The 13,951-nt window shown below is 67.0% G+C and carries 14 protein-coding genes and 5 pseudogenes; 8 read left to right on the top strand and 11 right to left on the bottom strand.

Features of this window, described 5'->3' with window-relative positions:
- Position 1 precedes the first annotated feature (1 nt).
- Together AB0J12_RS38810 and AB0J12_RS38815 are read left to right on the top strand one after the other, a co-directional pair.
- Positions 2 to 871: a LysR family transcriptional regulator gene (locus AB0J12_RS38810; RefSeq protein WP_363269521.1), complete on the top strand. Its 870-nt coding sequence runs from the start codon at positions 2 to 4 to the stop codon at positions 869 to 871.
- 31 nt (positions 872 to 902) lie between these two features.
- A pseudogene (locus AB0J12_RS38815) lies at positions 903 to 1,036 on the top strand (IS5/IS1182 family transposase); the annotation flags it as partial.
- Between the two features lie 6 nt (positions 1,037 to 1,042).
- Here the strand turns inward: AB0J12_RS38815 and AB0J12_RS38820 are convergent.
- Positions 1,043 to 1,393, bottom strand: a pseudogene (locus tag AB0J12_RS38820) (transposase); the annotation flags it as partial.
- A 171-nt stretch (positions 1,394 to 1,564) separates the two neighbouring features.
- Here AB0J12_RS38820 and AB0J12_RS38825 point away from each other — a divergent pair.
- The gene (locus AB0J12_RS38825) at positions 1,565 to 2,245 is read left to right on the top strand and encodes a hypothetical protein (RefSeq protein ID WP_363269522.1); all 681 of its coding nucleotides are present in this window, start codon (positions 1,565 to 1,567) and stop codon (positions 2,243 to 2,245) included.
- Positions 2,246 to 2,402: 157 nt separating this feature from the next.
- Here AB0J12_RS38825 and AB0J12_RS38830 read toward each other — a convergent pair.
- Positions 2,403 to 3,191: pseudogene (locus AB0J12_RS38830) on the bottom strand (DDE-type integrase/transposase/recombinase); the annotation flags it as partial.
- Between the two features lie 381 nt (positions 3,192 to 3,572).
- Between AB0J12_RS38830 and AB0J12_RS38835 the strand changes: the two are divergent.
- The gene (locus tag AB0J12_RS38835) at positions 3,573 to 3,968 is read left to right on the top strand and encodes a hypothetical protein (RefSeq protein ID WP_363269524.1); all 396 of its coding nucleotides are present in this window, start codon (positions 3,573 to 3,575) and stop codon (positions 3,966 to 3,968) included.
- A gap of 169 nt (positions 3,969 to 4,137) precedes the next feature.
- Here AB0J12_RS38835 and AB0J12_RS38840 read toward each other — a convergent pair whose 3' ends face one another.
- Complete coding sequence (locus AB0J12_RS38840) at positions 4,138 to 4,467, bottom strand: deoxyxylulose-5-phosphate synthase (protein ID WP_363269526.1); 330 nt, start codon at positions 4,465 to 4,467, stop codon at positions 4,138 to 4,140.
- Between the two features lie 297 nt (positions 4,468 to 4,764).
- On the opposite strand from AB0J12_RS38840, the pseudogene AB0J12_RS38845 reads away from it, so the two are divergent.
- A pseudogene (locus tag AB0J12_RS38845) lies at positions 4,765 to 4,926 on the top strand (transposase); the annotation flags it as partial.
- A 3-nt stretch (positions 4,927 to 4,929) separates the two neighbouring features.
- Here AB0J12_RS38845 and AB0J12_RS38850 read toward each other — a convergent pair.
- Entirely contained in the window at positions 4,930 to 5,535 is a 606-nt protein-coding gene (locus AB0J12_RS38850) for a hypothetical protein (protein WP_363269527.1), read from the bottom strand.
- 49 nt (positions 5,536 to 5,584) lie between these two features.
- On the opposite strand from AB0J12_RS38850, the gene AB0J12_RS38855 reads away from it, so the two are divergent.
- A complete protein-coding gene (locus AB0J12_RS38855; protein ID WP_363269528.1) occupies positions 5,585 to 5,833 on the top strand; it encodes an antitoxin MazE7 in 249 nt (82 codons plus the stop codon).
- A 2-nt stretch (positions 5,834 to 5,835) separates the two neighbouring features.
- Positions 5,836 to 6,213 (top strand): toxin Doc, encoded by a 378-nt coding sequence (locus AB0J12_RS38860; RefSeq protein ID WP_363269529.1) that lies wholly within the window; start codon positions 5,836 to 5,838, stop codon positions 6,211 to 6,213.
- A 325-nt stretch (positions 6,214 to 6,538) separates the two neighbouring features.
- Here AB0J12_RS38860 and AB0J12_RS38865 read toward each other — a convergent pair whose 3' ends face one another.
- The 6 genes and pseudogenes from AB0J12_RS38865 to AB0J12_RS38890 all read right to left on the bottom strand — a co-directional run bounded on the left by AB0J12_RS38865 (position 6,539) and on the right by AB0J12_RS38890 (position 11,804).
- Positions 6,539 to 6,862, bottom strand: a complete 324-nt coding sequence (locus AB0J12_RS38865) for a hypothetical protein (RefSeq protein WP_363269530.1) — start codon at positions 6,860 to 6,862, stop codon at positions 6,539 to 6,541.
- Complete coding sequence (locus AB0J12_RS38870) at positions 6,859 to 7,491, bottom strand: DUF6461 domain-containing protein (RefSeq protein ID WP_363269531.1); 633 nt, start codon at positions 7,489 to 7,491, stop codon at positions 6,859 to 6,861. The genes AB0J12_RS38865 and AB0J12_RS38870 overlap by 4 nt, the downstream gene beginning before the upstream one ends.
- 98 nt (positions 7,492 to 7,589) lie before the next feature.
- The gene (locus AB0J12_RS38875) at positions 7,590 to 9,416 is read right to left on the bottom strand and encodes a hypothetical protein (RefSeq protein ID WP_363269532.1); all 1,827 of its coding nucleotides are present in this window, start codon (positions 9,414 to 9,416) and stop codon (positions 7,590 to 7,592) included.
- 590 nt (positions 9,417 to 10,006) lie between these two features.
- Positions 10,007 to 10,529 (bottom strand): annotated as a pseudogene (locus AB0J12_RS38880) (transcriptional regulator).
- 539 nt (positions 10,530 to 11,068) lie between these two features.
- Complete coding sequence (locus AB0J12_RS38885) at positions 11,069 to 11,317, bottom strand: toxin glutamine deamidase domain-containing protein (protein ID WP_363269533.1); 249 nt, start codon at positions 11,315 to 11,317, stop codon at positions 11,069 to 11,071.
- Between the two features lie 91 nt (positions 11,318 to 11,408).
- Entirely contained in the window at positions 11,409 to 11,804 is a 396-nt protein-coding gene (locus AB0J12_RS38890) for a hypothetical protein (protein WP_363269534.1), read from the bottom strand.
- A gap of 327 nt (positions 11,805 to 12,131) precedes the next feature.
- Between AB0J12_RS38890 and AB0J12_RS38895 the strand changes: the two genes are divergently transcribed.
- Positions 12,132 to 12,509: a PQQ-binding-like beta-propeller repeat protein gene (locus AB0J12_RS38895; protein WP_363269535.1), complete on the top strand. Its 378-nt coding sequence runs from the start codon at positions 12,132 to 12,134 to the stop codon at positions 12,507 to 12,509.
- A 958-nt stretch (positions 12,510 to 13,467) separates the two neighbouring features.
- On the opposite strand, the gene AB0J12_RS38900 is transcribed toward AB0J12_RS38895, so the two are convergent.
- On the bottom strand, positions 13,468 to 13,809 hold the full coding sequence (locus AB0J12_RS38900) for a hypothetical protein (protein ID WP_363269536.1): 342 nt from the start codon (positions 13,807 to 13,809) through the stop codon (positions 13,468 to 13,470).
- Positions 13,810 to 13,951: the final 142 nt, after the last annotated feature.

Below are 13,951 nucleotides of genomic sequence, written 5' to 3' on the forward strand. Positions count from 1 at the left end.
CCTGGTGCTGGCGCAGGAGTTGAACTTCACCCGCGCGGCCGCACGGATCGGTATCGCACAGCCCGCACTCAGCGCCCGGATGCGCCGATTGGAGGCGGAACTCGGCACGGCCCTGCTGGTCCGCAACACGCGTAGCGTCGTATTGACCACGGCCGGTGCGGCTTTGGCGGAGTCCGCGCCGCCCGCGCTGGCGGCGCTGGACCGGGCATGGGACACCGCCCGGAGCGCGGCGGCCGGTGAACTGGGCACGCTGCGCATCGGATACAGCCTCAGCGCCGGGGCCGAGACGGCACCGGCCCTGGTGGACAGGCTGATTCGCGGCAACAGCGGACTCGAGGTCGGCGCGGTCCCGATGGCGACACCGGAGATCTCCCCCGCGGTCGCCGACGGCCGCATCGATGCCGGGATCACCCGCGGTGAACAGCCGGGCCGTGGCGTGCGCCGGTTCCTGCTGCGGCGTATGCGCATCGGGGTCCAGCTGGCGCAGCACCATCCGCTGGCCGAACACCCGGAGATCGAGATCGCCGACGCGGCCGCGTATCCGCTGCGACTCCCGGACCGTGCGACCAACCCCGTGATCCACGATCAGCTGTCCGCACTGTTCCAAGACACCCGACCACACCCCCGATTCCACACGCCCGCAGTCTCTTTCGACATGTCTCAGCGCGACCTGCGCGACGGGGTCACCCTCGCCCCGGCCGGAGAAGCCGCGGTCACGGCACAACCGGCCGGTCTCACCTGGCGACCGCTACGGGGCGCGCCCAGCCTGACGATCCACCTGGTCCTCCCACGCGAGCAGTCGCCACTACACCGCCGCATCCGTGCCGTCGCCAAAACCCTGGCGCACGAACTGCACTGGCTGCCGGACTGACACGCAAGAGGTCAAGCGAGACGGACCATCGGGCAACGTCAATGACTCCACCATGTTCGATACGGTGCTCCAGGCGGTGCGAGTGCCCCCTTGACCGTGGGCCAGCCGCGGAGCCGACCCGAGACGGTCATCACGGACAAGGCGTATTCCTCGCGGGCCATCCGTTCCGACTTACTGATCATTTGAGGATGAGGTTCGGAGTCGTCTCAAGCAGATGATGCTGCACGAGCGTTGGAGCAGTCCGAGGTAGAGGTCGGCTCGTATCTCGTAGCGGATCCGCAGGCGCTTGAACTGGCGGAGCCAGGCGAAGGTTCGCTCGACGACCCACCTGGTCCTGCCCAGTCCGGATCCGTGGACGGTGCCCTTGCGGGCGATCTTCGGCGCGATGCCGCGAGCGCGCAGGAGTCGCCGGTACTTGTCGTAGTCGTAGCCGCGGTCGGCGAACAGCCGCCGTGGTCGGTGACGTGGCCTGCCCACCAGGCCGCGGATGCGGGGTATCGCGTCCAGCAAGGGCATGAGCTGCAAGCACTCGGCACACCAACAAACCCCCCTCCGAGCGTTACCAGCGCACCCCGGCCGCATCCAGGCTGTACACAGCCGGTCACCGGGCCCGTCCGGCTCTGGAACTGCTACTGACCGTGACGTCTGACAGGGGCGGGGCTGATGTCCGAGGGATTCCGGTTGGATGAGCCCGTGACTGTCTATGACGTAGCCCGCCAGCTTCCCACCATCGCTGACCTGCGGGACCTGTGCCGCTCGCTTGCGATGCTCGACGCGATCCTGAGCCCGGACTGGGAAAGCCGGTACTACTCCTTCAACGCCGCTTGGGCTGAAGGCGAGGAGATGGCCTCGATGCGCAACGGGTCAGGAGACGAGTACTCCATAGTGTTCTCGGCGGCCGGGGTCTATGTCCGCGGCTTCAGCCACGAATCGCCGATGAGCCCATATGGCAACGACGGCGAGCCTTGGCCGGGAGTGATTGACGAGGTCCCTGAGGTCTTTCGGCCCTTCGTGGAGGAGCCGGCCTTCACCGACGAGGACGGCGTGCCCGTCGTAACAGCCTGCTTGTGGCGGGGGAAGACCGACGATCAGTGGCGCCACGGGACGATCCACTTTCCCGCGGGCAGTGCCGATCCTGATGGGACGACTGGACTGTTCAATCTCCTGATCGACCGTTCTCCGGAAGCGTTCCAGTGCTTCGCCGAGGACTACTACGAGGTCCCCGTGGACCTGGCAGCGGTGAGCAATGTGTATGCCCTGCGACCGCTGGACCAGGAACTCGTTTCGTCGCTGAATGCAGAGGTCACCCTGGCGGACCTCGCCCAGGACATCTCGGAAATCGGCTATCCGCGGCCGGACCGAGAGTCGCTCTGACTGCTGCGCGTCTCGGTGGGATCGCCTGCTCACCCGTGCTCAGCCCGCCGTCGATGACGCCGAAGATCCGGTCGCAGGTGTCCAGTGACCGTTCCTCGACCTCCGTCACGTCCACTGGCGCCGGTTTCGTGCCGGCGGCCGCCTTGCGGGCGGCCGCGGCAGCGGTCGCGTGGTCCGGGTCGGTGATGGTCTGGTAGCGGGCCCAGCTGCGGGCATGGCGGGCGACCTCGACGCCGTTGCAGGTCACCAGGACCTGGTCCAGGTCGGCGGCGACCTCGATGCGGCGGCCGACGGCCAGCGGGTGCACCGAGTAGTCGCAGGTGTCCAGGCGGACGTAGTGGTCCCGGGGCAGCCGCAGTGATGCCTTCCACCAGCCCGGCGGGGCGATCGGGGGCAGGGCCAGCATCCGGGAGCGGTCCGCTTCCAGCCGGTCCGCCGGGCGAGCCTGCAAGGTGCGGTGGATGCGCCGGTTCGCCCTGGTCAGCCAGTCGGCGAGCTGGATGTTGAAGTCCGCCGGCGAGGTGAATACCCGGCCGGGCAGGAACGACGTCTCGAGGTATCCGTTGGCCCGTTCGACCAGGCCCCTGGACTCGGGATCCCGGGGCTTGCAGAGCAGGAACTTGACGCCCAGCAGTCCGGCGAACGCGGCGAAGTCGTCGGTGAGTTGAGGACCGCCGGACCGCCAGGAGCCGACGGCTCCCTCGTTGTCCCAGACCAGCACCCGTGGGACGGCACCCAGCTCGGTCAGCAGCCGCCAGTGCCCGGCGATCAGATCGGCCGCAGACCTGGAGGGCAGCATCCGGGCGGTGATCCACCGCGAGTAGCCGGCGACCATGACCAGCACCGGCGGCCGCCCGACCTGGCCCAAGCCGAGCGGGATGTCGGCGGGCGGGAACCACAGGTCGCACTGGCCGATCTCGCCCGGCTCATAGACTGTCCCGGCGGGAGTGCCGAGACAGGGACGGCCGACGCGCGGGAGGCAGGGACAGGATGAGCGATCGCAGGGCAGGGAGGGGCGGCCTCCCCGCGAGAGAGTGCGCGCTCGCGTGCGCTTACTCGCCGAACACCAGTCCACCTCTGTTGAACCCCTGAGGCTGAGGATTTTCCATCCCGGAGAAGAACTGGAGATGGTTCGGTGGGGTCGGCCGGGCAAGGAGGCTGACGGAAACCCTTGGTGGACCAGCCAGGACATGCAGGAAGCCCACCTCGTGCCCGCGACGAAGATCAAGGTCCTCGAAGTGCTCGAAGAGCAGCAGCCAGACGTGGGATAGGCCGACGCGCGTGTCACTGGCCGTGAAGGGATCTCAGCCGTTGTCACAATGCCCTCGTGCAGCCGCTCCCGGTTCCCTGCCCCGCCCACCTCATCCCCGACGCCACCGGTACCGGCGCTTTCCACAACGCGTACCGGACAGCCATGGCGCACGGAGCCGTGTTCGTGGCCATCGAGCTCGAAGGGCCCGACCGCTGGACCGTGAAGGCGGACACGCTCACCGCGGGCTCTGGCCACACAGTCGCCGACGCAGTCAACGAGGAAGTACAGACCACGATCACGCGCTTGGTTCAAAGGCGTGAGGTCGACTGGGGCGCTTACACGGGACCGATCTACTTCATGATGCACGGGGTGGGGAGCGAGGAACGAGCCCGCGAACTCGCCGCAGCACTCCACGCCGCCCTGTACGGAGACCTGGAACCCTTGGCCCGTGCCGTTCCTCCGGCAGCCTGACCGTACGCCATAAGCGGGGACTGTGACCCCCTGAACCCTGTGGGGATCGCGGGCCCCCATACTCACCCGGCGGGTTCACCTCGTGAGTGCGGAGGCCACAACGCCCGTTGCTCACCGGAAGAAGCGGCTCCAAGCGTCGGACAGCATGGCTGCTCTGTTATGCCAAGGGCTACGGCAGCTCGTGGCGCACCAATGCACGCGCGAACGGTTCACCGGTCCTTCGCGCGTATGCCATCCGCTCGCGCACCTCGCTGAGCGTGCGCGGACGATAGCCAGGGCCGCCACAGCAACTCTTGTGGAAGCGGACACCGGCATTCAAAAGTACCGACAGGGTCCGCCAGGCAGCAGTGTCGCGCCGCCGCGGCGTTGCGAAGGCGGAACCCACATGGATCAACGGCTCGGCACAGCGTGGGCAGAGCCGGTCGTGGTCACCGAGGTAAGGCTGCTTGTAGGAGGCCCGACAGGGCAGGCAGACGTAGGAGGTCTTCGCGTGGGCCATGCTGGCCAGAGTACGGCCCGTCCGGAATGAACTCGACCAGGTTTTCCATGACATTCAGCAAGATCGAAGGGACAGACCCTAATTGAGCTGTAAAGGACGCCGCCGGCGGGTGAGCCGCCAGGATTGGTGTCCACAGGGCGCGCGCAGACAGGCCAGGTGCCGGGCGTTACCGAGACGACCTGCATAGCGAAGACTCGTTTCCGTGCCGAGCTTCCAGCGGGCCGCGACCTGGTGCGCATGGCGTGAGCCCCGGCAGCCGTGGGCGCGGCCGGGCCGGCGGCAGGCCGCCAAGCCTTCGACCGCGAGCTCTACAAAGCCCGCAACGTCGTCGAACGCTGCTTCAGCCGGCTCAAGCAGTTCCGCGCCATCGCGACGCGATTCGACAAACTCGCCTCCCGGTACCGGGCCGGACTCCACCTCGCAGCGCTCGTCCTCTGGCTCCGCGAACCTGCCCGGTGATCATTACCAGCGGACTGTACTCAGCCCGTTGCCGAGATCCGTCACCTCGGCTCCAGCAAGAACAGCCGGGACGGCGCTGAGCCGGTCCGTCCGGAACTGCACTCGGTCCGGGCGCGGGCCCATCGGCAGTCGGCCATACAGGACCAGCGCGTCATCGTCCTCGTCCGCTGTTTCGCCGCCCACGTCGACGAGCAGCGCAACAGTCCTGTCCAACTCCCGCTGGAGCAGGCGCTGAACCGCATCGGTGACCTGTTCACGCTCGTTCTCGGTCAACCCTCCGAGCACGAAGGTGAGGACCTGGGTGCCCGGCGCCACGTACCTGACATCGCACACCACGTCTGTGTCAGCCGACAACCAGAACTGCATGCAGAGCGGCCCGACCGACAGGCCAACAAGCTCGAGGATGCGCCCGACAGGCAGCCTCACCTGTCCCCCCACAACGTCCAAAAGCATCCCGCAGCCCAGCATCGGGTGCTCGACGGTCAGCCGAAACACATCGAACGGCCCGTGACGGCCGCAACCGCACCCTCGTCCCCCTTGGCCAATGACATAGGGGCCCCGAGTGCTTCGCCGCGCCTTGCTGCCGGCGCCTGCACCCTTCGAGTGCATTCGCCGCCACTGTATTCACGAAGGTAGTCATGAGTGCATACTGGGGTGTATGGCTGATACCACCGTGAAGATCGACACAGAGACGCGAGACCGGCTGGCCGCCATCGCTGCCGCCCGGAACACGAGCGTGCGAGCGCTGCTCGCAGACCTCGCCGTCCAGGAGGAGAACCAGATCAAGCTGGGCGCGGCCACCGCAGCCTTCCGGGCGGCCATCTCGCAGCCGGGCATCGCCGAGGCCTTCGACCGTGACTTCGGCGGCCTGCCGCAGGACGCGGACAGCATGCACCGGGCGGCCTGACCTTGGACCTGCACATCGACATCCGGTGGCTCCTGGATCGGCAAGAGGAAATGCTGGGAAAGGACCTGGCTGTCCGGGACTACTCGGCGCTCGTGGCCGCCGTCGCCCGGCACCGGGTGAACACGCCGCACATCGAGGTCGGAACACCGGACGCCTACTGGCGGGCGGCCGCCTTGCTGGAGCAGATCGTCCTCCTGCGGCCGCTGCCGGCGCGCAACGAGTTCTTCGCGTACGGCGTGGCCGTCGCCTACATCCAGGCGTCCGGCGAGACCGTGGACACCATCTACGAGCCGTGGCGCGACCTGATCACCGACATCCGCGCGCTGCGCCTGTCGGTCTACGACATCGCTGACCGGCTGCGCTCGATGAGACCTCAGTGAGCGGCGGCCCCCGGCCCCTCAAGCTCCGAGGCCGCCGAGGTAGCACAACCGATGTTGTCGATCGCGACGGGCCCGCTCTTGACGATCAAGGTATCTGAAACCGTCGATCAAGCAGGACCGCGGTACGCAGCGAAGAGGTCAAAGACGCTGACACCAAAGTTGAGGGATGCTGCGACGCATCAGGCTGACCGCCCGGTGACTGCTCCCGCCCAACACACCACGGTAGGACCGGGCCCCGAGCTCGCGGCTGCTCGTCGTCCTCGTCCCGTTCGTCGGTGGCCGGACCTCGACGTTCGCCTCAAGACCGCGACGAGCGATGCGGCTCTCACGGGGATGCCGGCCCCCGGATAACCACAGCGGCGGCCGCCATGTCGGCCAGCACCCAGCCCTCGCCCTCCACCGATCGGATCTGCTCGGACATGCTGAGCATCGGCGCGGTCGACTTGCTGTTGCTGTCGGCCTCGATGGCGGTCTGGCAGACACCGGTTCGGTGGGGCGACGGCTGGCCTCTGCACGGCGTCCGTACTGCCAGACCCCTACCGAGGGCCGGGACGCCTGGCCGCAATGTGTGCTTGAGCTCCTTGGCGTCCGGCCCGTGGCTCACCGTGCCCTGCTCGCTGGCCAGGGCGGTGGCTCGTTGAGGGTTCACGCAGATGTATAGCCCTTGATCAAAGCGGCGGCTACTGCCCCGTGCAGCACTTCTTCGCGTGGAAGGGTGAGCTGGAACTGTTTCTCCACGATCGCCAGGGACTTGGCATGTGCCACGTCTCGTTCGGTTTCACCGGGGATGCCTGCGCCGAGGACGGCCTCGCTGACGAGGCCGGGCTGGGAGCCAGTGATCTCCGAGGACCACGTGTGCATATACATGTCGAACCCGCACATGTAGCGACCGTCGTGGAAGTAGCTGAATGTGGGCGGGGGGAGCTTGGGGTTCTGCTTCTCGTAGTACAGCCGGAAGATGTGGGCACCGTCCTGGGACAGGCCGTCGGGGATCCCCAGGTCCATCTCTCCCGGCCAGTGGCCATCCGCCACGGCAAAGGCCAGGTCTGCAGTGGCTCCGTACCGCACCGCGATGGTGTCGCACTGTGCCCTTTCCTGGTCCCGCTGGCTGACATACCTCTCGAGTTCCTCCGCCGTGCGCTGCCCGAGCAGGGTAGGAGTGGTCTCTGCTGCGAGGCGGCGGACGAGTTCCTCGGGGTCTATGCCGCGCGCCAGCGTGATGCAGTACCCGAGCCAGGAGATGTTGCTGCGGGCGATCCAGGTTATTCCGTCGTGCATCTCGTGCCTCCTGTGAGGGAAGCGGGGGGCGGCCGCGCTGGGCGCCGCCCCCCGCAGGTACCCGCTTGCCGGCCCTGGGCGGGGTGTGTCTTACAGAGTTACCTGATGTCGCACTTGACGACTGCCTTGCTCGCGTCGCACTTGTCGAAGCCGGGTGTCCTGACGAAGTACAGGTCCTGGTCGAGGAGGCGGTACTGCTTGGCGAAGGTGGGGAAGCGGCTCATGGAGGTGGAGTTGATCCACCCGGACATGGCCGACCGGCCGCAGACTTCCTTCCAGGTGGGGCCGGCCTTGCGCTCGTCGTCGTACAGCTTCCAGGTGCCGTCCGCCAGCTTGGTGGCGTAGGACTGCACGCACTGGTCGCCGGAGGTGACGGGGTTGGTGCCTTCCATGTCCTTGGGCATGCCACCGCTGTTGTAGCTGGCGGCGAAGGTGAACTCGTCGCAGCTGGCCTTGTCGGTGGCGCTGATGTCGGTGACCGGAGTGGTGTCGGGGTGTCCCTTGGCGGCCGCCCAGCCGTCCGGGCAGATCACCTTGCGGTTGGCGTCCGGGTCGCGGCCGTAGGTGTTGCGCTCGCCGTGCGCTCCGGTGTCTCCCCTGCGGTCCGGGAGGTAGTTCAGCGGCGCGCCCTTGCGGATCTTGCTTTGGATCAGCCAGGCGTGTGCGGCTGCTGCCGGCGTCTTGGCGGTGTTGAACACGTAGCCGGGCATGTAGTCGCGCAGCACGCAGCCCGCCGGGGAGTACACCATGTCACAGCGTGTGTAGACGGGGTTGCCGATGAATCCCTGGCTCTTGTCGGTGGGGAAGGTCTCCGGGACGCTGGTGGAGAAGGTTGCGTACGGCGCGAAGGCCATGTCCTGCGAGAGGTCCTTGTCCTTCGTCCCCGACTCGTCCGGAACGCCACCGGACCACTTCACCGTGGCCGTTCCCGTCTCCTCATGCGGGTCGATGCCGTACGAGCCGCCCCACATCAGGTTGCCGTCCCACGCGTAGGCGGGCTTGTCGGCGCATCCTGCGCTGCACTGCGGCGAGATCGTCAGCTTGATCGCGCCGGGCTGCGCCGGGAAGGGGATCTTCCCTGCGGGCATGGGCAGGGGGGTGACACGAGCCCACAGCTTCAGCTCGGTACCGACCATGTCGGTCTTCATGTGGTAGGACATCAGGAATTCCTGATAGCCCTTGGACTCCGTCTGCTGTTCGTCGGTCACCTCGACGGACGTCTTGTTGTACATGCACGCCGAGTCACGGGTGAAGATCGACAGGTAGCTGCCCTGTGACGCTCCGGCCTCACAGGTGTCGTTCAGCGGTGGCGCCGCAGTGCGGATCCCCTTCAGACGCGCGCGGCTCTCCTTCGCCTTGGAGAGGTCTGCGAGGGTCGCCGGTGAGGAGGTGATGCACAGCAGGTTGCCGCTCTTGGCAGGCGTGCAGTGCCGCTCGGTGGTGGCGGCGAATGGCTTTGTGTTGACTGTCCCCCAGCCGGGCACCGGCTGCCAGGTGTTGTCGAACGCGGGGTCCGCAGCGCTCTTGTTCGGTGCCGGCAGGGTGATGTCCACCGCGCGGTCGCGGATGCGGAATTTGGCCCAGGGGGACCAGGACGTCTCGTACAGGCTGCCGTCGTAGGCGGAGGTGTGGAAGGCGTACGTGGTGCCCGGCTTCAGCTTCCCGGAGGGCACCGTGACCTCGGCGGTCTTGCCGGACGCCACGAACGGTGACACCAGGACGCCGTACGGGTTGTCGTCCGTGATCTTGACCTGTGTCTTCGGGTTGCCGCTGGCGTCGGTCGAGTAGACCTCGAAGGTCAGGTTGGCCTTGTCGCCGTCAGCGTCCGTGACGGTGTTGCGCAGGACGGCCATGGAGGTGTTGACGTTCCACACGCCATTCGCCTGTGTGAACGTGGGACCGGCCTGCGGGGTCTTGCCGGACACGGGGCGGTTCGCCGCCGTCAGGGAGGGCCGCTCGGGTCCGGCCGCCGGGCGCGACGACGGTGCGCCGTTGGGGTCCGGATTAGGGATGAAGCGTTCAGCTGCGGCAGTGGGGCTTGCCCCCTGGGCAGCGGCGCCGCTCGTAACGGCGAGTGGGACCGCGGTGAGCAGCGCCGTGCCGATCGCAACTCGGGATAACGCGCGTCGTAACTTTGCCTTCGCAGACAACTGGTTGATCCTCTCGTGCCGCCCGCGCCCACCGGCGGCGTCTGGTTGGTCGAGTGGGAGTCGGCGGCCCCGGATGTGTGGTCGCCGACTCCCTTCCTACGTGGGCCAGTGGGCCGACAGCTACCGGACGGACACGGCCAATCGGACAATCATTCGATTGGCGACGTGACGATCAACACGGTTTGCCGAGGGTTGTACGAGAGGCGGTGACGGTTCGACAAAACTCACCGCGTTTGCGGGCACGGGATTCGCTGCACAACGGATCGATGCAACGGGTGCACCTGTCGAGGTCGTCGGACACGGTGAGGAGCCACCACACCCGGTCAGACAGCGAACCCGATGTTCGTCCCCAATCCGAATCGCCCCTACTCGGATCCCAGGCCCATTACGGCGTCGTCAACCCGTGCGGCACATCCAGGGCCTTGTCGTCGGCGGCCGCCCAGGCGGTGACGATGCGGTCCCAGTGACGGACGTTGAGGGTGCGGTAGCTCAGCTCACGCTGGCGAGGTCGGGAAACCTGAGATTGGTTGAGCGTGTGGAACTCCAGGCGAGTTCCGCGGCCGTCGCGGTTGAGGCGGGCGAGCAAGGTAACGGGCGAGTTCTCGCGCCGCACCACGCGGACGCCTCCTCAATGCGCTGCAAGGTCCGCCTTTGACGGCGCGCGAGTGCCCTCCAACCAGCGCGGATGGTGTGTGGCGTGGCCGTGAGGCCGGCTTCGAGGGCGCGGTCGCTGCAGGTGAGGTAGTGCAGGCGGGCGAGCAGGCCTCGCCGGGCGATGACCGGGGTGGCGACGAAGCCGGCCAGTGCGTCGAGTTGGCGCGCGCCGGCTTCATGACCCTTGATGCCGCGGCCGCCGTACAGGCCGAGTTGCCTCGTCCCCTGGGGCATGGGTCTTCGTCAGTGTGCGGATCGCTGTGACGCTCTCCCGAGGGCCCGTCGGGCGCCATGAGGGAAGCGACGCACGAAGCGGGTGCGGACCGCTCTCCGGGGCTCCCAGACGTCTACTGCGTTCCCCGGAACATGGCAGAGGTGCTGCACCACCTGGGGCTCCCGAAGAGGCTGCTCGCGTCCCACCGGGAACTAGAGATCGGCCCCGATATACCAATTGCCTAGCCCTAGAAAAGCTACCACTGTCGCGATCCGCCGGACTGGGCCCGAGTGTTAACTATTTCGCCAGAATTCGCACTCTGCTAGCTTTCCGAAGCGAACCTCGCCAGTAGACATGTTCACCAGAATAGGCCAACAGTCGAGAAGCTGGTCCACGGGATCACGAGTCTGCAGGAATCGCGTGGCGTTGTACGGGGCAATTAGTATCCCCTCCTTAACCCGCACACGAGCCCAGTCAATCGAGAGTTCCGGCTCAGTGGGCTTCCGGGATGCCTTGCGATGATTCAAGGCGACATCCCTTGCTTCGTTTTCTGAGAGCATCAGTTCGTCCTCATGAACCTGTAGCTGTCCCAATCAGGGGCGTCGCTTGCTTCTCCCGACTGACCGTCAAGAAACGTGACCCGACCCCGGTTGTTCACCACGTTGAACACGTGACCACCGCCTGCAAGACCAGCGTCGGCGACACCGGCGGGTGGGCCGAATGCACCGGAGCCGGCACGTGGCGCGTGGTCTTGCAACGCCGAGCGTGACAAGTACACGACCTGGGCCACACAGAATGGGGGCACCACCCGTCGATACGCGGTGGACTGCTCTTGGGATATTGACCGGGTTCAGGTGGAGATGAAGTAACGGAGCATCGGTCAGGGCCTCCAGTGGATCCTATTTTTCGGCCAGCAATTGTGACACGCGCTGCCGGGAAACGTCGAGGATCAGGGCAATCTCAGCCCCGGAAACTCCGGATTCCTGGAGGCTCCTGGCCACGTCCCGATAGGCTCTGGCCGCTTGCTCCTGAGCGCGGCGGGCCTGAAGAATCGCCTGCACGGCTTCCCTCTTCCTGCTTTGCAGGGGCTCATCAAGTTGGATGTCAACCTGAATATTGATCTCGCCCGGCGGGATGTTTGTGCCCTCGGAGATCCGGCTCCGCGCCGCGGCGACCGCCTCTGTGAGCCGGCGGATCCATACCTCATCCGTGTCGGCGATTTGCAGAACCCATCCGCCCCGCTGACGTTTCGCCCGGACACGATACATCTCTGCGTTGGAGCGCTCATCCGTCATGAGCTGAGTCAGTCCCCCCTAGATGTAAATGTCAAGGCCCACTTGCTACTGGAACGCTCCCGCGCGCGACTTCGATCGCCGCGACGGCGTCCTCACGTACTCCTGCCGAGCGACGCCGTGTGCGGGACTGCGGGGGTCAGACATCTTCCCGTAACTGGCCTGCGAAAGTGAGGGGCAGTCGGAGTCGGTAGCGTCCGGAGGGAACGCACCGCCAGCCGACGGCGCCTCCCCACGCAAACTGACACCCCACAACGAAGCGGCGCCGGACTCCACGGAGTCCGGCGCCGCTTCGGGCGTCTACACCGTGCAGGTCAACTACTGCTTGTCGTGGCGATTACCGACCACCACGTGAACGAGCGGCAGGACCGCGACCACCACGACCAGCGCCGCCAGCCCGTACCAGGGCAGAAACACGCCCCCGGCGAAGTTGAGAACCACGCCAGCGCCGACGACCGAGCCGACAAGCCCGAGAAGGCGGGTCGCGGCGTTGATCATCTGCCCAGCGTTGGGACCGGGACCGACGGCGTCCTGTACACCGCAGAACAGACCGGCACCCTGTCGGCCCTGGACGCCGCCACCGGTACCCGACTGTGGTCCGTGGAGACACATGCCACGGTGAAAAACCAACCCGTGGTGACCAAGGGCGTGATCCCGTCTCGTCAGACCAAGTGGGTGGTGGAGACACCGCTGCTGCTGCAGGCATGAGGCAGCACGGCAGCGGCTTCCGTCTGGCCCTCCCCCACGTCCACCCGGTCGAAGAGCCCACCTCCGGTCCACCTCGACCACGAGAGAAGCCGGCGCACAGCCCCGGGCTCCGGAGCGGCGACGCAAGCCGAGCTAACGGAAGAAGTTGCCTTGGCCCTTCTAGCGGTCCGTGGCCGTGTGAAGCGCTGAGGGCCTCGTGGCGATGTGTAGATACGGATAGTCGGGCTCCTGCTGCAGGTTGACCGCCTACAGCACGCCGAGCAGGGCGTTGTCCTCCCACTGGTCGACGACTTCGTGGTAGATGGCGAGGACCTTGGAGTGGGGGCCCACCCGCCCTGCTTGGCGATGACGATCTGGTCGTGGCCCTTCAGGCGGGAGGACGTGGCGAGGCCGCGGCGGGGGCTGTGGCCGGTGAAGCGGATCTCGATCCCGGCACGCTGGCCAGCGCGGGTGACGACGTCGCCGATGGACTCGTGCTGCAGCCCGCCCTCCAGCACGGTGTTCCACCGGTTGTGCAGGCGGGGCCAGGCGTACCCGCCCGGGTCGGTCGAGGCCGGCGGCCTCCTTCCACGCCTGCCACGCGCGCACTGGGCAGATCGAGGGCCTGGAGCCGTAAGGGACCGAGGCCCGGACGCGACGGCCCCGGTGCGTCCCTGGGCGAGCTCGGGTCCGTGGCCAGATGGCGCAACCGATAGGCGCAACCCTTGTCGCAACCTCGTGCTTCTGGTCGACCGAGGCGTGGCGGTCAAGCGGCCTTGACAGCTCGCCGGGCGCGGGCCATCTGCCTCAGCTCGGCGCGCGCCGCCGGCACCGAGGGGACGGTCTCCCCGTAGGAGTGCCACCAGAGCCGTACGGACAGGCGCAGTGCGCGTCGCGCAGCATCCCGCTGGGCGACGCGCACTGGCCCGTGCCGTCTTCGGATCCCGCGTCCGTTGATGACGTCAGGTTGAACACCCGCTCAGGGGAGCCGTCGCCCCATCTTCGCTGACTGGCGGTTGTGCTCCTTCGTGTCCCACCACTCCTCCAGATGGGCCTGGATGAGGTGCACGAGCTGCTGCAGTCGCTCCGGCTCGGGAGAGGGCGAGGTGAGTACGTCCAGCCAGGACTTGTCGTCCCAGGGCAGAGATACCTCCCATCGCTCGGCTGGGCGGCCCTGGCGGCCCACAGTCAGCCGGTACGTCAGGGTCACGCTTCGGTCGGGGCGGTGCTCGATCGACAACCTGTCGACATCGAAATGGACCCCGTCTGTGGTGACGTACGAGCAGCTCAGGGCCCGCTCGGCCGGCAGTGGTTCTTCCACGGGGGCACCGTCCTTTCCTCACCTGATCCGACGCCGGGCTAGGCGGTTACTGAGGTTGAACTCGTGGTGTCGTGCTGTTGTCAGGCGGGTCTGATGGTCAGTCCGGTCTCGGCGAGGCAGCCGTCTATGAGGTGGCTGCGGT

The sequence above is a fragment of the Streptomyces sp. NPDC049915 genome (genome assembly GCF_040656475.1).
Classification (GTDB): domain Bacteria; phylum Actinomycetota; class Actinomycetes; order Streptomycetales; family Streptomycetaceae; genus Streptomyces.